This is a genomic window from Ruegeria sp. CH8 (genome assembly GCF_056536985.1).
Genome location: NZ_JBQFQR010000005.1, coordinates 114,773 through 137,696, shown reverse-complemented (window position 1 = coordinate 137,696; position 22,924 = coordinate 114,773). Strand labels below are relative to the sequence as shown.

Annotated in this window: 23 protein-coding genes; 6 read left to right on the top strand and 17 right to left on the bottom strand. The window is 60.6% G+C overall.

Going from position 1 to position 22,924, the window contains the following annotated elements; translation table 11 throughout:
* From ACR0ER_RS07485 to ACR0ER_RS07460, 6 genes are read right to left on the bottom strand one after another with little or no spacing between them, the layout of a single operon-like run.
* Entirely contained in the window at positions 1–1,452 is a 1,452-nt protein-coding gene (locus ACR0ER_RS07485) for an aldehyde dehydrogenase family protein (protein WP_480768385.1), read from the bottom strand.
* Between the two features lie 32 nt (positions 1,453–1,484).
* Complete coding sequence (locus ACR0ER_RS07480; protein ID WP_480768384.1) at positions 1,485–3,083, bottom strand: ABC transporter ATP-binding protein; 1,599 nt, start codon at positions 3,081–3,083, stop codon at positions 1,485–1,487.
* Positions 3,080–3,895, bottom strand: a complete 816-nt coding sequence (locus ACR0ER_RS07475) for an ABC transporter permease (RefSeq protein WP_480768383.1) — start codon at positions 3,893–3,895, stop codon at positions 3,080–3,082. Before ACR0ER_RS07475 ends, ACR0ER_RS07480 begins: the two co-directional genes overlap by 4 nt.
* The gene (locus ACR0ER_RS07470; RefSeq protein ID WP_480768382.1) at positions 3,892–4,839 is read right to left on the bottom strand and encodes an ABC transporter permease; all 948 of its coding nucleotides are present in this window, start codon (positions 4,837–4,839) and stop codon (positions 3,892–3,894) included. Before ACR0ER_RS07470 ends, ACR0ER_RS07475 begins: the two co-directional genes overlap by 4 nt.
* Positions 4,840–4,879: 40 nt before the next feature.
* The gene (locus tag ACR0ER_RS07465) at positions 4,880–5,947 is read right to left on the bottom strand and encodes a ligand-gated ion channel (protein WP_480768381.1); all 1,068 of its coding nucleotides are present in this window, start codon (positions 5,945–5,947) and stop codon (positions 4,880–4,882) included.
* A gap of 54 nt (positions 5,948–6,001) precedes the next feature.
* Entirely contained in the window at positions 6,002–7,489 is a 1,488-nt protein-coding gene (locus ACR0ER_RS07460) for an ABC transporter substrate-binding protein (protein WP_480768380.1), read from the bottom strand.
* A gap of 170 nt (positions 7,490–7,659) precedes the next feature.
* Between ACR0ER_RS07460 and panB the strand changes: the two genes are divergently transcribed.
* The 3 genes from panB (at position 7,660) to glpK (ending at position 10,883) form a co-directional block, all read left to right on the top strand.
* Positions 7,660–8,499, top strand: a complete 840-nt coding sequence (gene panB / locus ACR0ER_RS07455; RefSeq protein ID WP_480768379.1) for a 3-methyl-2-oxobutanoate hydroxymethyltransferase — start codon at positions 7,660–7,662, stop codon at positions 8,497–8,499.
* Positions 8,496–9,338 carry a pantoate--beta-alanine ligase gene (gene panC / locus ACR0ER_RS07450; protein WP_480768378.1) on the top strand — a complete coding sequence of 281 codons (843 nt, stop codon included), beginning with the start codon at positions 8,496–8,498 and terminating at the stop codon, positions 9,336–9,338. The genes panB and panC overlap by 4 nt, the downstream gene beginning before the upstream one ends.
* Positions 9,339–9,404: 66 nt before the next feature.
* Positions 9,405–10,883, top strand: a complete 1,479-nt coding sequence (gene glpK / locus ACR0ER_RS07445; RefSeq protein ID WP_480768377.1) for a glycerol kinase GlpK — start codon at positions 9,405–9,407, stop codon at positions 10,881–10,883.
* Positions 10,884–10,896: 13 nt separating this feature from the next.
* Here glpK and smpB read toward each other — a convergent pair whose 3' ends face one another.
* The 10 genes from smpB to ACR0ER_RS07395 all read right to left on the bottom strand — a co-directional run bounded on the left by smpB (position 10,897) and on the right by ACR0ER_RS07395 (position 19,032).
* Positions 10,897–11,379 carry an SsrA-binding protein SmpB gene (gene smpB / locus ACR0ER_RS07440; RefSeq protein WP_480768376.1) on the bottom strand — a complete coding sequence of 161 codons (483 nt, stop codon included), beginning with the start codon at positions 11,377–11,379 and terminating at the stop codon, positions 10,897–10,899.
* Between the two features lie 47 nt (positions 11,380–11,426).
* Positions 11,427–11,969, bottom strand: a complete 543-nt coding sequence (gene idi, locus ACR0ER_RS07435; protein ID WP_170329710.1) for an isopentenyl-diphosphate Delta-isomerase — start codon at positions 11,967–11,969, stop codon at positions 11,427–11,429.
* A 207-nt stretch (positions 11,970–12,176) separates the two neighbouring features.
* Positions 12,177–12,590 (bottom strand): c-type cytochrome, encoded by a 414-nt coding sequence (locus ACR0ER_RS07430; protein WP_170329711.1) that lies wholly within the window; start codon positions 12,588–12,590, stop codon positions 12,177–12,179.
* Between the two features lie 113 nt (positions 12,591–12,703).
* Positions 12,704–13,720, bottom strand: a complete 1,017-nt coding sequence (locus tag ACR0ER_RS07425; protein WP_480768375.1) for a P1 family peptidase — start codon at positions 13,718–13,720, stop codon at positions 12,704–12,706.
* A 9-nt stretch (positions 13,721–13,729) separates the two neighbouring features.
* Positions 13,730–14,476, bottom strand: coding sequence for an SDR family oxidoreductase (locus ACR0ER_RS07420; RefSeq protein WP_480768374.1), 747 nt, complete (start codon positions 14,474–14,476; stop codon positions 13,730–13,732).
* 54 nt (positions 14,477–14,530) lie between these two features.
* Positions 14,531–14,950: an alternative ribosome rescue aminoacyl-tRNA hydrolase ArfB gene (gene arfB, locus ACR0ER_RS07415; protein WP_170444134.1), complete on the bottom strand. Its 420-nt coding sequence runs from the start codon at positions 14,948–14,950 to the stop codon at positions 14,531–14,533.
* A 264-nt stretch (positions 14,951–15,214) separates the two neighbouring features.
* Complete coding sequence (locus ACR0ER_RS07410) at positions 15,215–15,859, bottom strand: queuosine precursor transporter (protein ID WP_480768373.1); 645 nt, start codon at positions 15,857–15,859, stop codon at positions 15,215–15,217.
* 91 nt (positions 15,860–15,950) lie between these two features.
* Positions 15,951–16,832, bottom strand: a complete 882-nt coding sequence (locus ACR0ER_RS07405; RefSeq protein WP_480768372.1) for an esterase-like activity of phytase family protein — start codon at positions 16,830–16,832, stop codon at positions 15,951–15,953.
* Positions 16,805–17,668 (bottom strand): penicillin-insensitive murein endopeptidase, encoded by an 864-nt coding sequence (gene mepA / locus ACR0ER_RS07400; RefSeq protein ID WP_480768371.1) that lies wholly within the window; start codon positions 17,666–17,668, stop codon positions 16,805–16,807. The genes ACR0ER_RS07405 and mepA overlap by 28 nt, the downstream gene beginning before the upstream one ends.
* Positions 17,665–19,032, bottom strand: a complete 1,368-nt coding sequence (locus ACR0ER_RS07395; protein WP_480768370.1) for an MFS transporter — start codon at positions 19,030–19,032, stop codon at positions 17,665–17,667. Before ACR0ER_RS07395 ends, mepA begins: the two co-directional genes overlap by 4 nt.
* 130 nt (positions 19,033–19,162) lie before the next feature.
* Between ACR0ER_RS07395 and ACR0ER_RS07390 the strand changes: the two genes are divergently transcribed.
* The 3 genes from ACR0ER_RS07390 to yaaA all read left to right on the top strand — a co-directional run bounded on the left by ACR0ER_RS07390 (position 19,163) and on the right by yaaA (position 22,472).
* Positions 19,163–19,450, top strand: coding sequence for a YggT family protein (locus ACR0ER_RS07390; protein ID WP_170329719.1), 288 nt, complete (start codon positions 19,163–19,165; stop codon positions 19,448–19,450).
* A 78-nt stretch (positions 19,451–19,528) separates the two neighbouring features.
* Positions 19,529–21,568, top strand: coding sequence for a DNA helicase RecQ (gene recQ / locus ACR0ER_RS07385; RefSeq protein ID WP_480768369.1), 2,040 nt, complete (start codon positions 19,529–19,531; stop codon positions 21,566–21,568).
* A 133-nt stretch (positions 21,569–21,701) separates the two neighbouring features.
* Positions 21,702–22,472 carry a peroxide stress protein YaaA gene (gene yaaA, locus ACR0ER_RS07380; protein ID WP_480768368.1) on the top strand — a complete coding sequence of 257 codons (771 nt, stop codon included), beginning with the start codon at positions 21,702–21,704 and terminating at the stop codon, positions 22,470–22,472.
* Here the strand turns inward: yaaA and ACR0ER_RS07375 are convergent.
* Complete coding sequence (locus ACR0ER_RS07375) at positions 22,463–22,921, bottom strand: VOC family protein (protein ID WP_480768367.1); 459 nt, start codon at positions 22,919–22,921, stop codon at positions 22,463–22,465. The genes yaaA and ACR0ER_RS07375 overlap by 10 nt on opposite strands.
* Positions 22,922–22,924: the final 3 nt, after the last annotated feature.

Sequence of the window (22,924 nt, the reverse complement as noted above, 5' to 3'; positions counted from 1 at the left end):
CTACCCATGGAAAGCCGCCACGGTTTTCAGCTGTGAAAACCCGTAAAGCGCCTCGAATCCCTTTTCGCGGCCATGGCCTGACTTGCCGATCCCGCCAAAGGGCAGTTCCACCCCGCCGCCGGCGCCGTAATTGTTGATGAACACCTGACCCGAGCGCAGTTGTTTCGCCAACCGCATCTGCCGCGCGCCATCGCGGGTCCAGATACTGGCGACCAGTCCGTAATCGGTGCTGTTGGCGATTTGAACGGCCTCTTCCTCGGTTTCGAAGGGAATCAGAACCTGAACGGGGCCGAAAATCTCGTCGCGGGCCAGCACGTGATCCGGGGGGACATCGGCAAACAAGGTGGGCCGGACATAGGCCCCCTGCTCCGGCGCGTTGTCAACGACCCGCCCCTGCCCTGCGATGCTCAGATCAGAGCCCTTGGCCAGAAACCCGGTCACAATCTCTTTCTGCCGGGCCGAGATCAGGGGGCCGACCCGCAAATCCTCCTGCGCCGGACCAACGGTCAGATCGGCATAGGCCGCTGCCATGCGGGTTTTGACCTGCTCATACACCCCGCGCTGCACCAGAATGCGGGACGAGGCCGAGCAAGTCTGCCCCGCGTTCTGAATGCCCGCATTCACCAGAAACGGCAGCGCGGCGTCCAGATCGGCATCATCAAACACCAGTTGCGGGGATTTGCCGCCCAACTCCAGTGTCACCGGCACCACATTACGCCCCGCCGCCTGCTGTACCAGCGCGCCGGTGGCAACCGACCCCGTGAACGAGATATGGTCAACACTCGGATGTCCGGACAGCGCCACCCCGGCCTCGGCCCCCAGACCCGGCACCACATTCAACGCGCCCGCAGGCAAACCAGCCTCCTGCGCCAAGTGGGCGAATGCGAGCGCGGTCAGGCAGGCTTCTTCGGCAGGTTTCAAAACGCAGGCATTGCCCATCGCCAGCGCCGCCCCGACCGAGCGCCCGATGATCTGCATCGGGTAGTTCCACGGTACGATATGGCCGGTTACCCCGTGCGGCTCGCGCAGAGTATAGACGGTGTAACCGTCCAGATAGGGGATGGTCTCGCCCATCACCTTGTCGGCAGCACCGCCGTAGAACTCGCAATACCGTGCAAGGGCCACTGCGTCGGCGCGCGCCTGTGTCAGCGGTTTGCCCACGTCAATCGCTTCGATATGCGCCAGATCTTCCACCTTTTCCAGCACCAACTGGCCCAGTCGGGTCAGGATACGGCCCCGTTCCAGCGCGGTCTTGCGCCCCCAGTCGCCCTGCAGCGCGGCCTGAGCGGCCTGCACGGCAGCGTCGATATCCACCACGCCCCCGCGCGCAATCCGGCAAATCTCGGACCCGTCCGACGGGTTGATCAATGGAATATCCGCCTGTGAGGTGGGGCTAACCCATTTGTCGCCAATCAGACACAAGCCGGGATTGAACCAGAGGGGGTTGGGCATTTGGGCCTCCTTTCAGGCTCTAAAAAAGGAATTTAGGCGACGCTCATGCCAATATCCGGCAAGACGGGCGCAGCTTCGATCAGGGTTTGGGTGTAGGGATGTTGCGGATTTGCAAAGACCTGTTCAGTTTCACCCTGTTCAACAATCCTGCCCGCCTGCATCACCATTACCCGGTCGGTGATGGTGCGCACTACGCTCAGGTCGTGGCTGATGAACAGATAGGTCAGATCATAGGCTTCACAAAGCTCGGCCAGCAAATCCAGTATCTGCGCCCGGACCGAGACGTCCAGCGCCGAGACAGCCTCATCAAACAGGATCAGTTCCGGTCGTATAATCAACGCACGGGCAATGGCGATGCGTTGTCGCTGCCCACCCGAGAATTCATGGATGTATTTGCCCGCGTCGTCGGGGCCAAGGCCCACAGCGGTCAGCATCTCGGCAATGCGGTCCTGACGCTCGACCCCCGTGGGCGGCGTCTCCAACAGGTGAAAAGGTTCAGTGACCAGGCGGGCCACACGGTGACGCGGGTTGAAGCTGCCATAGGGGTCCTGAAACACAACCTGCATCTTGCGGCGCACCACCGGGTTAGGCCTGTGGCCCGAGAAAACCGGTTGGCCGTCCAGACGGATGTCGCCGCTTTGGACCTCTTCTAGCCCTAAAATTGCCCGTGTTAGGGTCGATTTTCCGCATCCGGATTCACCTACCAGCCCCAAACGCTCCCCCTTATTGAGGGTAAAGCTAACCTCGTCCACCGCGCGGTGATGCCCCGGCGTGCCAAACAGGCCCTTGCGGGGCAGATGGTAATCGCGGGTGACCTGTGTCACCTCCAGCAGAGGGCGAGGATCGGTGGCCCGGGGCAGCGAAACCTGATGGCCAGACGCCTCGAACAGCATCCGTGTATAGGGGTGCTGCATGTTGCGCAGCAGGTGGGCGGTTGCACCGTTTTCGACCACCTCTCCGTGACGCATCACCACGATCTGATCAGCCATATCAGCCACCACTGCCAGATCATGGGTGATCATCAGCAGGCCCATGCCGTATTCCCACACCAGCCCTTTGAGCAGGTCGAGGATCTGCGCCTGAGTGGTCACGTCCAGCGCGGTTGTCGGCTCGTCAGCGATCAACAGCTTTGGGCGCAGGGCGATGGCCATGGCGATTACGACGCGCTGGCGCTGGCCTCCGGACAGCTCATGCGGATAGCGGGACAGGGGAAAGCGGTCAGGCGGCAGGCCAACGCGGGTCAGAACTTCCTGCGCGCGCTCACGGGCCTGCGGGAGCGGCAGGGCTTTGTGGATCAGGATCGTCTCCATCACCTGATCGCCGATGGTCTTGACCGGGTTCAGGGCGGTCATCGGCTCCTGAAACACCATCCCGATCGAGGCCCCGCGCAAGGCACACATCTCGGCCTCGGGGCGGTTCAACAGGTCTTGCCCCTCAAGCCGGACCGCGCCCTGTGCCTGCGCCCCGTTCGGCAGCAACTGCATCACGGCCAACGCGGTCATCGACTTGCCCGAGCCGCTCTCTCCGGTCACAGCCACGATCTCACCTGGGGTGATGGACAGGCTGACCTGTTTCAGAATCTCCGCACCGTGGATCGACAACGACAGGTTTTCAATCTGCAACAAACTCATGCCCGCGCCACCCTGATCCTTGGGTCCAGCCAGTCGCGCAATCCGTCGCCCAGCAGGTTCAAGCCCAAGACGGTGACAATGATCGCCAACCCCGGAATCAGAGCCAAATGCGGGGCAAAACTGACCATTGTTTGCGCATCGGCCAGCATCCGACCCCAGCTGGGTGTGGGCGGCTGCGCGCCAAGGCCGACATAGGACAGCCCGGCCTCGGCCAGAATGCCCAAGGAGAACTGAATGGTCCCCTGCACGATCAGCAAGTTGGCCACATTGGGCAGGATATGTTCGGCCGATATCCGCGCGGCCCCCTTGCCCGAAACGCGGGCGGCGAGGATGAACTCCCGCTCCCACAGCGACAGGGCCGCCCCACGGGTGATGCGGGCAAAAACAGGAATGTTGAAGATGCCAATGGCAATGATGGCGTTGATCGCCCCGGCCCCGAACACGGCGGTGATCAGGATCGCAATGACCAGCGAGGGGAAGGCAAAGACCAGATCATTGCCACGCATGATCACCTCATCCAGCCAGGACCCTTTGCGGGCCGCCGCCGCCAGACCCAGAGGCACGCCCAGCGCCATACCGATGCCCACCGCCACCAGCGCCACTGCAATCGACGTGCGCGCGCCAACCATGATCATCGAAAACATGTCGCGGCCGAAGTGATCCCTCCCGAACCAATGCTGCGCATTTGGTGGCTGCAATTTGTTGGGGATATCCAACGCCGCATAGTCATAAGGCGTCCAGACAAAGGACACCAAAGCCGCCAGCAGAACCAGCGAGGACAGCGCCGCGCCAAGGATCAGGTTGCGGCTCATGTCCGGCTCCTCAACCTTGGGTCAACGGCAGCATAAGCCAGGTCGACAAGGAAATTCACCGTGATGACGGCAAAGACCAGCAACATCACGACAGATTCCACCACGATCAGGTCGCGGGCGGAAATGGCCTGAAACACCAGCCGCCCGAGGCCGGGCAAGTAGAAGACCTGCTCGATGATGATCGACCCCGCCAGCAGGAAGGAAAACTGCAGCCCGATGATGGTCAGCACCGGGATCAGCGCGTTGCGCACCCCGTGCCGCCACAGCGCCTGACGGCGGGACAGGCCCTTGGCGCGGGCGGTGCGCATGAAATCCTCGCCCAGTATGTCCAGCAGCGATGACCGCATGACCCGTGCCAGAATCGCCGCTTGCGGCAAGGCCAGCGCGATTGCGGGCAAAGTCAGGGAATGCACTCCAGTCCAGAACCCCTTGTCCCAGCCCGCGAACCCGCCCGCGTTGAACCAGCGCAGGTTGATGGCGAAGATCAACACCAGCATCATTGCAAACCAAAAATTCGGCACGGCGATGCCCAACTGCGTCGCGCCCATCACCGTCAGGTCACCGGGTTTGCCACGACGTGCTGCCGCGTAAATCCCGGCGGGAAAGGCAATCAGGGTGGACAATGTCAGCGCGTACAAAGCCAGCGGCAGGGATACCCACATCCGGTCTGTAATCATCTGCGATACCGGCGTGCGATAGGTGTAAGAGGTGCCGAAATCCCCTACCAACATCCCGCCGACCCAGTTGAAATACCGCTGTGCCTTGGAAACATCCAACCCAAGCTCGGCCCGCAACGCGGCCAGAGTGTCTTCCTGCGCATTTACGCCCAGCATGAATGAGGCCGGATCACCGGGCGCAACCTCAATCACCGCAAAGATGACGACCGAGGCGACGGCGAGGCTGATCAGCAGTGAAATCAGTCGTTTGAGGGCATAGCGCAGCATTGGGGCCACGTTAGGCACACATCCCGCGCGGGTCCAGCGCCTATGGCACCAGAAGATAGATGAAAACCGCGTAGACGACGATGGCGCCGTACCCCAAAGGGTAAATCCATTTGATCGCGTAATTGTCCAGCTTTCTGGCCCCGTCTTCGCGCCCAATCACTTTCATTTTGCGCAAGGCGACGTTGAAGACGATCAATGCTCCGGTCATCAGGAACATGCATTGAAGGATGAAATCCAGAAAGGTCAGATAGCCCAGCTTGGGCAGATCTGCTGAGATGGCCCAGTTGAAGGCGACAAAGACCAGCAGATTGCCCCCGGCAATTTCGATCCGTCGGCGGTATTCGTCCAGAAAGAACAATGCCCAGCCGACACTCACCAGAACCAGCATCGGCAGAAACACTCGTATCACGTAATAGGTCAGATGCCGGTGACCTTCGAAGGCCAGCGCGATCTGATCGCTATCCCGACCGGACAACCCGATCACCGTCGAATGCTCGACCCGTGCGTTATCCAGTATCCACTCTTCTTCACCCAGCAGATCACCGAGGCCCGAATACTCCTCAAGCGGGTAATAAGACACGTAGTCGGACGGAAAAACCGAAACGACTTCGAAAAAGAACTCCTGCGTGTCGAACGGGTATTTGCGGAAATCGAAATGCGGGGCCTGCAAGGTCAGCGAGGATTTCTCGACATAGACCACATGCCCGTCATAGCGCAGCGAGGCGGCAGACTCGTGGATCCATTTGTTGGATTGCTGGTTGTGGATGACGAACGCGGGCACAACCGCGCCCAGACCCCGCGCATGATCGGCCAGGGCCGGAGGGTTGAAGACCTGAATTTCGCGCCCGACCTCATCGCGATCAAAGGCCAATGCCGGGTCTGTCCATTCGACCCGCAGAACGACGACTGCACCATAATTCTCGGCCTTCTGATCCACACTGGTGACCTGATCAATGTGAATGCCGACACCCACCTGCAGCGGGTTTTCAGGCGTACCGACCAGCGGACCCACCCCGCCTTCCAGCCCGTTTTGCGCCTGCGCCTTTCCGCCCACGAAAGAAAGGCAGGCGGTAACTATGACAAGGCACAAAAAACGGACCAGATTCATTGTCAGGCTCACTCTGGAACGGAACACTGGGGCCAGCTTCAGCCCCAGGATTGGTTATTCGGACCAGCTGATCTGGGTCAGGTCAATCGCGGCGGTGGGCGCGTTTTTCCAAAGACCTTGAACACCGGCCTTGGCGATCACCAACTTGGGCAGTTGGAACAAATACCCGTTGACGAAGTCATTTGCGATCAGGCGCTGCATTTCACCCAGCAGTTTCTTGCGTTCGTCCGGGTCAGTGGTCGCGTTCAGCGTCTCAATCAGCGTCTGTGCATCCAGACTGTCATACTGGAAATAGTAGTCCGGGCGCGCGTAGATGCCGATATCCATCGGTTCGGTATGGCTGATGATGGTCAGGCCGTAGTCCTTCCCCTTGAACACCGATTCCAGCCACTGCGCCCATTCCACGTTGATGATCTCGGCGGTGATGCCGACTTCGGCAAGTTGGGCGGCGATGATCTCACCCCCGCGACGGGCGTATGAGGGCGGTGGCAGGTGCAGCGTGGTCTCGAACCCCTCTTCATACCCTGCGTCGGCCAACAGCTTGGCGGCCTTTTCCGGGTCATGGGTCGAGAGCCCGGTCAGATCGACATAGGCAGGGTTATGCGGCGCGAAATGAGTGCCGATTGGCGTGCCATACCCGAACATCGCCCCGTCGATAATCGCCTGACGGTCGATGGCATGGGCCAGCGCCTGCCGCACCCGGATATCATCGAACGGAGGCTTCTTGTTGTTGGTTGACAGGATCGTTTCCCCCTCGGTCGAGCCCACCAGCACCTGAAAGCGCGGATCGGCCTCGAACTGAGGCAGGTTTTCCGGCGCGGGGAAGTTGTCGAACACGTCTATATCCTCGGCCATCATGGCGGCAAACGCGGCGGTCGGGTCCGAGATGAATTTGAACGTTGCAGTCTCTAACGCGGGCTGATCGCCCCAATAATCCGGGTTCTGGTTCAGCGTGATACTGTCGCCCTGCACCCAGTTGCCAAAGGTAAAGGCCCCGGTGCCCACGGGATTAGTTGTGACGTTTTCGATGCTATCAGGGGACACGATCACCGCATCGCCCCAAGCCATGTTGAACAGAAAATTGCCGTTAGGTTCAGACAGGGTGACCTTGACGGTCAGAGGATCGACCACCTCAACGCTTTCGATCCCGGCAAATAACGCCTTTTGTGCGTTGGCGCTGTCGTCGGCGCTGGCGCGGTCGAGGCTGAACTTGACGTCCTCGGCATCCATCACGGTGCCGTCATGGAAGGTCACGCCATCGCGCAGCTTGAAGGTATAGACGGTGCCGTCCTCGGAAATCTCCCAGCTTTCGGCCAGCCCGGGCACAACCGAACCATCGCCCATGAACCGGGTCAGCCCTTCGAAGATATTGGTGTAAACAACCGAGTCAATCGCCTGTGCCGCGGCACTTGTGGGGTCCAGATGCGGTGGCTCAAGCTGCATCGCAATGGTGATATCGGATTTGGCCAATGCCCCGGTGGCAAAGACACTGGCCCCCAGCACCAACGCCGATGCAAAGGATTTCAACATCTGATTTGTCATAAAAATCTCCCACCGTTTTTATGGCTGAACCCGCTGTTTTGCGGACCTTTCTGCAGTTAATGTCCCTTTAAACCTCGGGTCATTCAAGGAAATGTTCGCGCAACCGGGGTTTCTTTGGACCGTTCCGATCTGCTATGCCGCGCTGCAACATGAACACCGGAGGAGCGATCATGAGCGCCACCGCCCATAAAAAAGCGCCCAATGCCGAGGACATCCGCGCCCGCAAAGGGGGCACGCCGCTGGTCTCTCTGACCGCTTACACGACCCCGATGGCGCGGCTGATGGATGCCCATTGCGACTTTGTTCTGGTGGGCGACAGCGTGGGCATGGTGCTGCACGGTCTGGAATCGACGCTGGGCGTGACGATGGAGATGATGGTCCTGCACGGACAAGCCGTTTCGCGCGGGCTGGACAAGGCGATGATGGTCATCGACATGCCGTTTGGCAGCTACGAACACTCTCCGGCAGACGCGTTCCGCAACTCCGCCCGCCTGATGGCGGAAACCGGGGCCGGCGCGGTCAAGCTGGAGGGCGGCGTCGAGATGGCCGAGACCATCCGCTTTCTGGTCAAGCGCGGCATCCCGGTGATGGCCCATATCGGCCTGACGCCGCAGTCGATCAACACGCTGGGTGGCTACAAAGTTCAAGGCCGGGACGCACAGGCCGAGGCGGTGCTAGCCGACGCCCGCGCGGTGGCCGATGCAGGCGCGTTTTCCGTGGTGCTTGAGAAAGTGCCACAGGGTCTGGCTGACCAGATCACGGCTGAGATTGCGATTCCCACCATCGGCATCGGGGCCTCTGCCGGGTGCGACGGGCAAATCCTTGTAGTCGACGACATGGTCGGCTTTTTCACCGCCTTCAAACCGAAATTCGTCAAACGCTATGCCGAGCTTGGCCCGCAGGCCGAGGCCGCCATTGCCGAATACGCCGCCGACGTGCGCGCCCGCGCCTTTCCGGCCGACGAACATGTGTTCGCCGATCAGGCGCCCTCCAAAGGACCCAAGACATGACCGCCCCTATCCTGCGCCGCTTGGCCGACCTGCGCGCGCTGACGACCGAATGGCACCGCGACGGTGAAACCATCGGCGTTGTCCCAACCATGGGCGCGCTGCATCAGGGGCATCTGTCACTGGTCGAGGCAGCAAAGGCCGGTACCGACCGGGTGATCGTGACGATCTTTGTGAACCCCAAACAGTTCAACAACCCCGAGGATCTGGCCAAATACCCGCGCACCGAACACGAGGATGCGCAGAAACTGGCCCCCTTCGGCATCGACGCGATCTACGTGCCCGAGCCCGAAGAAATCTATCCGCAGGGCTTTGCCACTAACGTCTCTGTTGCGGGCCTGACCGATGTGATGGAGGGCGAGTTCCGCCCCGGCCATTTCGACGGCGTTGCCACCGTGGTCGCCAAACTGTTCCTACAGACTCAGGCGGATCGGGCTTATTTCGGGGAAAAAGACTTCCAGCAACTGATGGTGGTGCGCCGCATGGCGCGCGATCTGGATATTCCAATCGAGGTAATCGGCTGCCCAACGGTGCGCGAACCCTCAGGCCTGGCGATGTCATCGCGCAACCTGCGCCTGTCGCCCGACGGGCTGGCAATTGCCGCCAACAAGCACCGGATCATGCAGGGCCTGGCCCAGTCGTTGCAGGCCGGGGCTGCGTTTGATGCGCTGACCGTAAAGGCCGAGACCGATCTGCTGGCCGCAGGGTTCACGCAGGTCGAATACATCCACCTGCGATGCGCCGAAACGCTAGAGCCTTTGACCCATGCCAACCGCCCTGCGCGGCTGTTTGCGGCTGCCTGGGCGGATGGGGTTCGGCTGATCGACAATATTCCTGTCTGAGCCTCTGGCCCGAGTGTCATTGTTTGCGCTAAAGTCTCGCAAAACCAAACGGGAGGGGCGCGGGGAATGACCTATATTCTGGCCATTGATCAGGGCACCACATCATCGCGGGCCATTTTGTTCGACGCGGATATGCAGCGCGCTGGTACGGCGCAGCATGAATTCACCCAGCATTTCCCGCAGGAAGGTTGGGTCGAACACGATGCCGAGGAAATCTGGGAAAGTGTGTTGCGCGTCTGCCGCGAGGTGATGGAAACCACCGGCGTCACTCCTGACCAGATCGCGGGCATTGGTATCACCAACCAGCGCGAAACCACCGTGGTTTGGAACCGCAACACCGGCAAGCCGATCTACAACGCCATTGTCTGGCAGGATCGCCGCACCGCCGAAATCTGCGCCCGCTACAAACAGGCCGGATGTGAGGATGATGTGACCGCCCAAACCGGTCTGCTGCTGGACCCCTATTTCTCGGGCACCAAGGTGAAATGGCTGCTGGACAACGTGCCGGGTGCCCGCAACCGGGCCGAGGCCGGAGAGCTGATGTTCGGCACCATCGACTGTTTCCTGATCTGGCGCCTGACCGAGGGGCGCAGCCACGCCACCGACGCCACCAACGCCGCCCGTACGTTGCTGTTCGACATCCACAAGGGCGAATGGAGCGCCGAAATCTGCGACTTGCTGGACGTGCCGATGAACATACTGCCCGAGGTGCATGATTGTGCGTCGGATTTCGGAAATACGAGCCTAATTGGGGGAAATATCCCGATTTTGGGCGTGGCCGGGGATCAGCAGGCCGCCACCATCGGACAGGCCTGCTTCCAACCCGGCATGATGAAATCCACCTATGGCACCGGCTGCTTTGCGCTGCTGAACACCGGGGACCGACCGGTTGAATCGAAAAATCGCCTGCTGACGACCATTGCCTATCAATTGGACGGCAAGCGGACCTATGCGCTGGAAGGCTCGATCTTTGTCGCCGGGGCCGCGGTGCAATGGTTGCGCGATGCGTTGCAGATCATCGAAACCGCCCCCGAAAGCGGAGAGCTGGCGCAGCAGGCTGACCCGAACCAGCATGTGGTGCTGGTACCTGCCTTTACAGGCCTCGGCGCGCCTTATTGGAAGCCTGACTGCCGCGGCGCGGTGTTTGGCTTGACCCGCAACTCGGGCCGGGCGGAATTTGCCAAGGCGACGCTGGAAAGCATCGCCTACCAGACCCGCGACCTGTGGCACGCCATGCAGGGCGACTGGGGCGCCGAGACCGATGTGACCCTGCGGGTTGACGGTGGCGCCAGCGCCTCGGACTGGGCGATGCAGGGCCTGTCAGACTATCTGGGGGCCGAAGTTGACCGCCCTGTCATGCAGGAAACCACCGCATTGGGTGCGGCCTGGCTGGCGGGGATGCGGGCAGGTGTTTACTCGGATCAACAGGGATTTGCGGAGACCTGGGCGCTGGACCGCCGTTTCAAACCGGAATTGTCTGCCGAAGAACGCGACGCCGCCTATGATCGTTGGAAACGTGCCGTTTCCGCAGCGATGGCGTTCTGAAACTGCCGAAGGATCAGCTGTGATCCTTCATCAACCGCTGCTTCTGACGTGACCAGTCGCGCTTGGCCTGCGTCTCACGCTTGTCGTGCAGTTTCTTACCCTTGGCGATGCCGATCTTCAGCTTCGCCCGGCCCTTGTGGTTGAAATACAGAACCAGCGGCACCAGCGTCATGCCCTTGCGCTGGGTCGCGTTCCACAGGGCGGCCAGTTCCTTGCGGGACACCAGCAACTTGCGGCGGCGGCGTTCTTCGTGCTTGAATACCTTCGCCTGCTCATACGGCGCGATGTAGCTGTTGATCAGCCACAACTCGCCATCATCAACCGAGGCATAGCTTTCGGCGATGTTCGACCCGCCCGCGCGCAGGGATTTGACCTCGGACCCCTCCAGCACGATGCCGCACTCGATATCGTCCTCGATCGCGTAATCGAAGCGCGCACGCCGGTTTTCGGCGATGACTTTGTAATTCGGGTCTGAGTTCTGCTTTTGCTTGGCCATGACGCGTTGATTTAGGCGGCTTGGGCGGCCCTTGCAAGCCGTAGCCGTCAGGTCTTGGCCGAGATGATCAGATCGGGGCCAAAAATCGTGTCGGCATGGTTGTGCAAATAGATCTTCAGCCACGGCGTAAACCGCGCCGGATGGCGCTGCACTTCGGCCAGCAAATCGTGGTAATCGATCCAGCGGATATCCATCACTTCGTCCGGGTTAGGCTCAATCTTCAGCGGGCCGCGCACATGGGCAAGGAAGACGTCGACCACCTCATGCTCGACCATGTTGTTGCCGACATCGGCGTGATATTCCAGCCGGTGGCGGTATTCGGGGTACAGCCCGGTGATCCCCAGCTCTTCACGCAGACGGCGCACGGCGCATTCCGAGGGCGTTTCACCCCAATCCGGATGGGTGCAGCAGGTATTCGCCCACAGGCCCGGCGTATGGTATTTGCCCATCGCCCGGCGCTGCAGCAGAATCTCGGTGCCACGGACAACAAAGACGGACACAGCCTTGTGTTTGAGGCCTTTTTCATGCGCCTCGAGCTTGTCCACGGGGGTCAATTCGCCATCAACCCAGGCCGGGATCATGATTCCCATCTGTCGTCTCCTGCTGCCGATCTGTCTGAAGGGCCAAAGATATGAAAGTGACTTAGGCCGGATCGGCTTGGCTTTGCGCAAACATGCGGGCAAGGCATGACAGATCGCGCATACCCAAGGTGGCGCTGATCTTTCCTGTTATCAAGCGCACGAAAGGCCGCAGGGGCTGCGGCCTTTTGTAACTGTAGATGTTGTCAGGTTCGGACGTTATTCGCCTGAAACACTGACGATATAGGCATAGACGTCTTCGGCGCCCTTCTTCAGCTTGAAGGTCATCTTGGATTTGGCGGCGGTGTCATCCAGATAGGTTTTCAGGAACGTCTTGGGATCCTGGGCATATTCAACGAAAGTGGTTTCATCCCAGACCAGACCGTTTTCACCAGCGGCGACGATGCTGTCCCCATATTTGAACCCTTCGACAGTGCCTGCCGTGCGGCCTGCAATGCCGTAGAGGTTCGGACCGGTCTTGCCGCCTTTGACGATTGCCTCGCCGTCGGGGCCAGCAATCTGATGACAGGATTTGCATTTGTTGAAGGTTTTCTTGCCAGCTTCGGCATCGCCTTCGGCGTAAACGGGTGCGGCCAGAAGGCCTAGAATTGCGGTAGCAAGGATGCGATTCATAGCTTTAGCTCCGATACAAATTGGCTGCACCGAATGGACCGCCGGCGCAGTTGAGAGTCAACGCGCGGATTGCCGCGCGCGGGCACTGTGCCACTGCGGCATATTGGTCGTCCTTAACTTAAGTCATGTGACGCGGACCAACAGGGCAAAAGATCGCCCTTGGCCGGGGTCGCCAGATAGATCGCCCGCGCGATGGCCCGCGCAAGGCAGACCGAGGCCGCGTGTCCAATCAGCCCCAATTCCGCTTCAGCCGCGACCGGACGCACGTCTGTGCTGATCCCGAACACCAGATCGCCGTCGCCCGGCGTGTGGGCGGGTAGGATCGCCCGGGCAATGCCATCATGTGCCGCCACCGCCAGCCGCTGGCATTGCGGTTTCGTCAGCGCGGCATCGGTGGCGACGATGGCGATGGTGGTATTGCCCTTTTCCGGTTCAGCCAGGCGCATGGCCTGAGCCTTGAGGCTGGGCGCGGGCTGACCCATACCGGCGCCAGAATCAGACCCTAATCCGCCGAATTCACCGTCAAATTCGAAGGGCGCGGCCCAGAAATGACGATCTCCGGGCGTGGTGACACTGCCCAGCGGGTTGGCCGCGACCAGTGCGCCCAGGGTGATCCCGTTGTCCAGCACCAGCGAGGCAGATCCCAGCCCACCCTTGTGCCTTGCAGTCAAAGCTCCTGTGCCCGCCCCTGCCGTGCCCAGCGCGAAATCTTCGACGGCAGCTTCGAAAGCGGCCCGGCCCAAGGCACGATAGGGGTTTTCGCTCCAACCCTTGTCGCCGCCATTCAGCAGATCGAACAGGATTGCTCCGGGCACGATCGGCACCACTGTATCGCCGACCGGATAGCCCCGGCCCTGTGCCCGCAACGCATCCGACACGCCGGAACAGGCATCGAGCCCAAAGGCCGACCCGCCGGACAAGGTTATCGCGTCCACCCGTGCGACCGATTTATCCGGTGCCAGCAGATCGGTTTCCCGCGTTCCCGGTGCGCCGCCCATGACGTGAACTGAGGCGGTGAAAGCCTGATCTGCTGTCAGGACGGTTGAGCCGGATTTAAGGACTGTATCCTGCGCGTTCCCGACCAACAGGCCGGGAACATCAGTGATCAGGTTTCTGAGCCCGGGGGTCATAAGCGCACCTCAGATACAGCGGCCACCGTCGACCTCCAACGCTGCGCCGGTGATCATGCTGGCCTCGTCCGAACACAGGAAACAGGCGGCGTTGGCCATGTCTTCGGGGGTCGAGAACCGGCCCAGAGGGATGGTCGCCAGAAATTTGGCGCGCATTTCGGGGGTGTCTTGGCCCATGAATGATTTCAGCAGAGGCGTTTCCCCTGCCACAGGGCAGATCGCGTTCACCCGCACGCCGGACTGGGCCAGCTCTACCGCCATGGTCTTGGTTGCGGTGATCATCCAACCCTTTGAGGCGTTGTACCAGTTCAGGTTGGGGCGCGGCGACAGACCCGCGGTCGAGGCCACGTTCAGGATCGCCCCCGTCCCGCGCGCCTTCATCGCCGGCACCAGCGCCCGTGCGGTCAGGTAGACGGATTTCATGTTCACGTTGAAGACGCGGTCGAAATCGTCCTCGGTGACCTCTTCCAGCGGCATTGGCATATGGGTGATGCCGGCATTGTTCACCAGAATGTCCAGATGCCCGAACCGATCCCGCACGATGTCGGCCATTGCCTGCACCGAGGCGGCATCCGCCACGTCCACCAGTTGTGCAATTGCGTTGGGGCCGAGTTGCTTTGCCTGAACCTCGGCCGCGTCACCATTGACGTCGGCAATCATGACCCGTGCACCTTCGGACAGGAATTTCTGCGCGATCCCGGCACCAAAGCCCGACGCGCCACCGGTGACGATTGCGGTTTTTCCCTCTAACCTCATGATCTTGCTCTCCCTTGCGGGGCCAGAGTAACAAGGCGCGGCGAAACTACCAGATCAATCTTCCGAGACTTTGCCGCGCAGCGCCTTCACATCGCCGCGCGCCTTTTTCGCCGCCAGCCGCCGTTTGACTGACCCATAGGTGGGTTTCGTCGCAATCCGTCGCTTGGGTTTGACTAGCGCGCGGGTGATCAGCTCGGCCAGTCGCGCGCGGGCAATCTCGCGGTTGCGGGCTTGGCTGCGGGTTTCCTCGCACTGGATGATGATCGCACCATCCTTGGTCCAGCGCCGCCCCGCCAGCCGTTTCAGCCTGTTTTTCACAGGATCGGGCAACGAAGGTGAGCGCGCGGCTTCGAACCGCAGTTCAACAGCGGTCGAGACTTTGTTCACGTTCTGCCCACCGGGACCGGACGAGCGGACAAAGCTCTCGGTCATTTCCCAGTCTTGCAGGGTGATATCGTCGGTGATGCGCAACATGGGGTGGACCTTATCCGGCACGGGCAGAAACAAAAAGGGCCGCCCCGGCGGGACGGCCCTTCGAAAGTATAAGGAGGTCGGGTCGGTTAGATCAATCGACCAGCCGGAGCAAGCGCTCCGCCAAGGGCTGCCCTAGTAGGCGATCCCCCCGGTTGTTCCGACACCTCTCTCCAATCTCTTTCTCGACACTGGATCACCTCCTTTTCTATCTGTTGCGGTTAACTTTGAGCCTGACACAAGATGCGCCAATCTCAAAGCACTTTTTTACGCAGGCTGCGCGGTCAGGCGCGCCACGATCACTTTGAACGGGACCAAAGCGATCAGCGCCAGTGACAGTTTCACCAGCCAATCCGCAAAGGCCAACGTCACCCACAGAGGCGCCATCGGGCCGGACAGCATGAAGGGCACAGGCTCCCACGCCCAGTTGATCGCGGCATCCGCATTGGCGCCGAAGAAAGTGACTGAGGCCGAAAACGCGATGGTGAAGAACAGTGCGGTATCCAGTGCCGAACCAACCAGCGTAGAGACCAGCGGTGCGCGCCACCAGCGGCCACCGCGCATCGCGTTGAACACTGTGACGTCGGTCAGTTGCGCAATCAGGAAGGCAGTGCCCGAGGCCACGGCGATCCGCAGCGGCACTGCCGCATAGGTGAATCCATCGCCCTGCAGCATAATCTGGCTGCCGATCAGCGAGCAGATGATACCGGTAATAAAACCAGCAAACACGACCTTGCGGGCGGTGGCCACGCCGTAGACGCGGTTCATGATGTCGGTGACCAGAAAGGCCAACGGATAGGTAAAGGCACCCCATGTCAGCAGCCCGTCAAAGATCAGGAACTGGACCAGGATGTTCGAGGCCACAACGATGGCGGCCATGGCAAGAATGCCGGGAATATAAGCGCGTTGCATGTTTTGATGCCCGTTTTGACAAGGTAGCGGCGACTTGGCCAAGGGACCGTCCCAAGGCAAGCCGTGCGTTTAGACCTTCGGCGACTGCGAGTCAATCCGGCAGCAAAAATTCCACCAACTCGGTGCGTTGCAGGGCCAGAAAGTTGTCGTCCGAGATCATGGTGGCCCGCAGACGCCCCTGATCGTCGCGCCAAACTGACAGTCCTTCCAGGTTGTCATGTGCGCCAGTTCCGGTCTCGAACAATGTCTCTTCTGCCACTGGCGTGTCGCCGTCAATCTGCCACCGGCGCAGACGCGAGCGAAAACCGATGAGGGAAGCCGCGCGTTCCAAAACATACAATCGCCCGTCCGGCCCAAAATCGGCGGCAACGGGCAGAAACTTGCCTCGGGGTGGCAGAACAAAGGGCAAAGACCACCGTTGGCCATCCCACCGATAAACGGGGATTTGACCATTACGGGTGCGGCTTTCCTCTGTCAGAGTATACAGCCGTCCGGCTTTATCAATCGCCAGCCCCTCAAACGAACCGTTGCTTGCAAGTGCCTTGAAGTCCCGGGGTATTGGCAAGACCTGTGCCTTTGTTCCCGGCGCAGGGTAATAAGCAACCCGGTGAACGCCTTCGAACGAGATAAAAAAGCTGCCATCCGGCGCAACGGCGATTCCCTCGGAATCTCCGGCTCTGCCCGACATAAGGCGACCCTTGCTGGATAGAACCGGCCAATGGCCTGAAATCTCTACACCCTCGATGTGATCTCCGTTGCGGTCGATCTGTGCGGACACAAGAGTAGCCCGGTCACTAAGGGCTATCATGCGGCGCCCGCCATCAAAGATGTGAACCGCCGAAAACCCACCGAACCACTCGGCCTTGTGCCGCCAGGCAAAGCTGCTCAGTTGGGTGGCCGTCTTGAACTCGACCGCCCAAACCGACCCGGCCAGCAAGATAGCAATCAGTTGGATTGCAAAACGGCTGCGCATTGCTGAGGCAAATCAGTTAGAACATATTCTCGGCGTTTCTTGGGCGGCGGGGCGTTGGGATCGGGCGGCGGCGGGTTGAGGATATTGCGCACCCATTGCTGCGCCTCGGCACAGCCATCCCCTTTGGGCGGCGGATCCTGATTGACGCATCCGCGCGATCCTCTGGGGCATTTCAGGCGCACGTGGAAGTGATAGTGATGCCCCCACCAGGGTCGGATCTTGCGCAGATAGGCGCGGTTGCCCTTCTCATCCTTGCACATCTGGGCCTTGGCACCGGGAAAGACGAAAATCCGCGCCACGCGCTTGTCCTTGGCTGCCTCGCGCAGCACTGCGTGGTGCTGTTTCGTCCAATTGCCGTTCACATAGGCCCCGTTTGCGCGACGCAGGGAAATCGACGAGATATTCTCGCGCGCCTTACGGCTAAGGCGCATATTGTCACCGGGCAGCATCCAGATATCGATATCCAGACCGAGTTGATGCGAGCGATGGCCCGAGGTCATCGGCCCGCCCCGCGGCTGGCTGATATCCCCGACATAGAGACCATTCCATCCCGGCTGCTTGGCCGCAAACCGGCTGAGGTCCTGCACATAGTCGATCGCCACCGGGTGCCCCCAGTTGCGATTGCGCGACAGGCGCATAGCCTGCCATGTCGGCCCGGTCTCGGGCAGTTGCACCGACCCGGCGGCGCATCCGCGCGAATAACTGCCGAACGCCGCCGGCTTTTGCTGTGAACTTTGCTTTTGCGCCCCGAACAATTGCTTGGCCAGCGGTTGTGCGCCCGCTGTGCCAGCCCATGTGATCGTGGCGAGTATTGCCAAAAAACGTAGTAAATTCATCTGCTCTGATCCCCTTCCGGCTTGACCCAGCGCATCAGGAATAGGCCCAGAATAAACAACAGAATGATTGGTGACACCCCCAGCCGCGCACTGCCGGTGGCGGTTGTGGCAATCCCGATCAGCAAGGGCGCGGCAAAAGCGGTGGCACGCCCCGACAGACCATAAAGACCAAAGCTTTCAACAGGGGCTTCGGGATCAGTGTGGCGCACCATCAACGAGCGGCTGGCCGATTGCAGAATGCCGCCCATGCCACCGATCAGAACACCGCAGCCAAAGAACACCATATCCGGAAGGCCCGACCCTTCGGGCAACGGAATGCCGTAAATCTGCGTCCGATCCATCGACACCACGGTGATGCAGACGAAGATCAGAACCCAGATCGCGACCAGAATGACCGGTTTAGGGCCGTATTTCTTGTCCATCTTGCCGCCGATCCAGGCAAAGATGGCCGAGGCCAGAACGCTGACAATCCCGAACACGCCGATCTTGATCAGCCCCCATTCCAGCACCAGCCGCGCGTAGACGCCGCCAAAGCTGTAAAGCCCGTTCAGCGCGTCGCGGTAGAACATGGAAGAACCCAGATAGGTCGCCAGACTGACCCGATGGCGCAGATCCGATACCGCCTTTGCCAGAACACCCAGCGCTTCGCGCAGACTGCCGTGTTTACCGCTATCGGGATCATCGCGGACCCACAGGAAATAAGGCACCATGAATAGGATGAACCACCCGGCAGTGAACGGACCCACAAACCGCGTGCCCTGCTGCGTGGCGGCATCCAAGCCAAAAATCGGGTCGATACCAATCAGCGTTTTGCCATTAGGTTGTTCGACAAACATCGTCAGCATGATCGCCAGAGAGATCAGCCCGCCGAAATAGCCAAACGCAAAGCCCGAGCCCGAAATCTCTCCGACCTCATTGTCATCCCCCAGATCAGGCAGCTGCGAGTTGATAAAGATCAGCGCGTATTCCGCACCCACAAAGCCCAGCCCAAAGGCCGACAGCATCAGCCACATGTTTGAGCCATCGGGCATCGTAAACCACAGCGCCGCCGAGCCCACCGCATACATCACCGAAAAGGCGAATATCCACGGAATGCGCCGCCCTGTCACATCCGCCATTGCGCCCAAAAGCGGCGCACCAAAGGCGATGATCAGCCCGGTGATGGTCAGGCAATTGGCCCAGACCGTCTGCGCCTGAGCGGCAGCGGCCTCGGAGTCCAGCCCAGTGTTAGAGTAGTATCCCGCAGCGACCCCGGCGAAATAGGGGCCGAACACAAAAGTGACCAGAAGGGTATGATAGGGCTGGCTGGCCCAGTCGAAAAACCACCAGCCCCAAATGCGCTTGCGCTTGGAAATCTCTGCCATGACCGCCCCTGATTATCGTTGCGTTCATAAGACGGGCCTTTGTCCTGTTTCGCAAGCGTTCTGTTGGCGCGGGCTTGCTCTTTGCTGCAGGGGCGCTTAGGTCTCGGCAGACGAATACTCCGGAGGCCCCATGCTGTCGCTGATCCAAATTCTGCTGCTGATCCTGGACATTGTCTGGTTCATCATTCTGGCCCATGTGATCATGAGCTGGCTGATCAACTTTCAGGTGCTCAACCTGCATCAACAGTTGGTCGCGCAAATCTGGTACGGCCTGAACCGCATATTAGAGCCTATCTATGGCCCTATCCGCCGCTTTCTGCCCGCGATGGGCGGGCTGGACCTGACGCCTCTAGTCGTGCTGGTCGGCGTCTATGCACTGCGGATCATCCTGATCAACAATATGGTCTATTTCGTCTGACCTCTTGTTCACCGAATCTTAGTATGTGATTGTCCTGTCTTAAGAGCAGATAAACCTTAAAACAGGGCAACCCCGCACATGTTCGACGCCGCGCCTTTGCTGCGAGATGTCTTTGGATTCGACGACTTCCGCCCCGGTCAGGAAGAGATCGTCGATGCCGTGACCGCAGGCGAAAACGTGCTGGCGATCATGCCGACGGGCGGCGGTAAATCTCTGTGTTATCAGCTGCCTGCCCTGCTTCGCGACGGGGTGACGGTGGTGATTTCCCCGCTGATCGCCCTGATGCGCGATCAGGTGCGTGGGCTGCAAGAGGCGGGCGTTGAGGCGGGTGCGCTGACCTCGGGCAACACCCCCGAAGAAACCGACGCAGTGTGGGAGGCGTTGGAGGCCGGGCGGCTGAAACTGCTCTACATGGCCCCCGAACGTCTGGCCGCCGGGTCGGCGCTGGGCATGCTGCGGCGGATCAATGTCAGCCTGATCGCCGTGGACGAGGCCCACTGCGTCAGCCAATGGGGTCACGATTTCCGCCCCGATTACCTGCGGATCGGAGAGCTGCGGCGCACGCTGAACGTGCCGCTAGCTGCTTTCACCGCGACAGCCGACGCGGAAACGCAGGACGAAATTGTCGATAAGCTGTTTGACGGCACCGCACCCCGTAAGTTCCTACGCGGCTTCGACCGGCCCAACATCCATCTGGCCTTTGCCGCCAAGGACGGGCCGCGCAAGCAAATCCTCGACTTCGCCGCCGCTCGTAAAGGCCAGTCCGGCATCGTCTATTGCGGCACTCGCAACAAGACCGAAGTGCTGGCCCAAGCCCTGCGCGACGAAGGCCGCGTAGCCTGTTACTATCACGGCGGCATGGGCCCCGAAGATCGTCGTATCGTCGAAACCCGCTTTGCCCGCGAGGACGGGTTGATCGTTGTCGCCACCGTCGCTTTTGGCATGGGCATCGACAAACCCGATATCCGCTGGGTCGCCCATGCGGACCTACCCAAGTCCATCGAAGCCTACTATCAGGAAATCGGCCGCGCGGGACGTGATGGCGGCCCTGCCGAGACGTTGACCCTATTCGGCCCCGATGACATCCGCCTACGCCGCTCTCAAATCGACGAGGGTCTGGCGCCGCCCGAGCGCCGCATGGCCGACCACGCCCGCCTGAACGCTCTGCTTGGACTGGCCGAGGCGCTGGTCTGCCGCCGTCAAACCCTGTTGGGATATTTCGGCGAACAGGCTGCACCCTGCGGCAAATGCGATCTGTGCGATACGCCGCCCGAGGTGTTCGACGGCACCACGCCGGTCCGTATGGCACTGTCCGCCATTCTGCGTACCGAAGAATGGTTTGGCGCGGGCCATCTGATCGACATTCTGCTGGGCAATGAGACCGACAAGATCCGCGCGCGCCGCCATGACAATCTATCCACCTGGGCCATCGGCAAAGACTGGTCCCGCCCGCAATGGCAGGCCATCTTCCGGCAGATGATGGGCCATGACCTGGTCCGTCCAGACCCAGAACGTCACGGCGCACTGCGCATGACCGAGGCCGCCAAGCCGATTCTGAAGGGCGAGGCGCAAATCAACCTGCGCAAGGACACGCTGCGCAAAGCCGGACGTCGTCCCGCCGTCAAGATGATGGTGTCCGAGGAAGACGCGCCCTTGCTGAGCGCACTGAAAGCCAAACGCCGCGCTCTGGCGGAATCCGCACGCGTGCCTGCCTATGTCATCTTCCCCGACCGCACCCTGATCGAGATGGCCGAAAACCGCCCCGTAACGCTGGACGACATGGCACGCATCGGCGGCGTTGGCGCAAAAAAGCTGGAACGCTATGGCGATACCTTTCTTGAGGTGATCGCTGGCGCGGTCGAGGCCGTTCACCCCGCCCGCCGCAAACTGGCCGGGCGCGATCAGGGTGAGATTTACGACCGGCTGCTTGAGGTTCAATCGCGGCTATCGCGCGGTCCCGACGGGATCGACAAACCGCTGACCTGCTCGGCCTCGCAACTGGCCAAAGTTGCGCTGCTACGGCCCGACGATCCGCGCGGTTTGGAGCAAGTTCTGGGCGACCGCCGTCACGAAAGGTTTGGCGCCGCGTTTCTGGACGTGTTGCAACAGGCGGGCTAGTTCATTTCGCGTTTCAAAGGCGTCAAAAGACACCGTCTCTCCCAGTCGTCGACCGCGCCTTTCGACAAAAGCTCTTTTGGTAATACGCAAAACGACCTAGATACCGCAGGACAGGCAAGAAACGAGGGCGGATATGCTGGTAGTGATTTCCCCGGCCAAGCGGCTGGACTGGGCAGAACGGGACATTGAAGTTACACAGCCCGACTTTCAGGACGACGCGATCCGGCTTTCGAAAACCGCCCGCAATCTGACGCTGGGCGATCTGAAGAAACTGATGGACCTGAGCGACGATCTGGCGCGTCTGAACCGTGACCGGTATCGCGCCTTTTCCGACATCCCGGACGCCGACGTAACCCGCCCTGCCGCGCTGGCCTTTGCGGGCGACACGTATCAAGGATTGGAAGCGGCCTCGCTGGATGCCGAGGAAATGGCATGGGCGCAGGATCACCTTCGAATTCTGTCCGGCCTATACGGCGTACTGCGCCCTCTGGACGCGATTCAGGCTTATCGGCTTGAGATGGGCAGCAAGCTGAAAACCCGCCGCGGCAAGAACCTTTATGAATATTGGCGCGATCAGCTGAGCAAGGCTCTGAACACACAAGGGAATCAGATCGGCTCGGACGTGCTGGTGAACTGCGCCAGTCAGGAATATTTTGGCGCGGTCGATCCTAAGGCGCTGAAGCTGCGAGTAATCACGCCGGTCTTTATGGAGGACAAGGCGGGCACCCCCAAGATCGTTAGCTTCTTTGCCAAAAAGGCCCGCGGCGCAATGGCGCGTTATATCATCCAACATCGCCTGACTGATCCCAAATCCCTGTTGGATTTCGACACCGGCGGCTATGCATACCGCCCAGACCTGTCAGAGGACGACAAGCCCGTCTTTGTACGCCCCTATCAGGCCTGATCCAGCATCGACCGGTCATAGGCAACCAATTCAACCGTATTGCCCTCGGGGTCTTCGGTGAAAATACCGCGCCATCCGATCCAGCCGAACTGTTCGACGCGGTAGGGCTGGCCGATTTCGTCATACCAGCGCATCACGGCCTCTTGTTCTTCAAAGGGCAGAGACAGCGCGATATGATGCAGCGACGACCCGGCTCCGGTCGCAGGTTTGCCCTTGCCGCTCGGGTGCAGCCCGGGCCGTGGGGCAGCTGTGTGATGAAACAGGGCCAGCACCTGCGTGTGGCCGCCAAACCCTTCGGCAATGCGAAAAAAGGTGATTGTGCTGTTGTGATCTCCGGTTAGGCGTTCCAGCCCGATCACGTTCTCATAAAACGCAACCATCGCGCCCATATTGGCGCACCGAATAGCAATCTCACCTAATGCACGGGGCTGAAATCCACGGTTTGACATGGG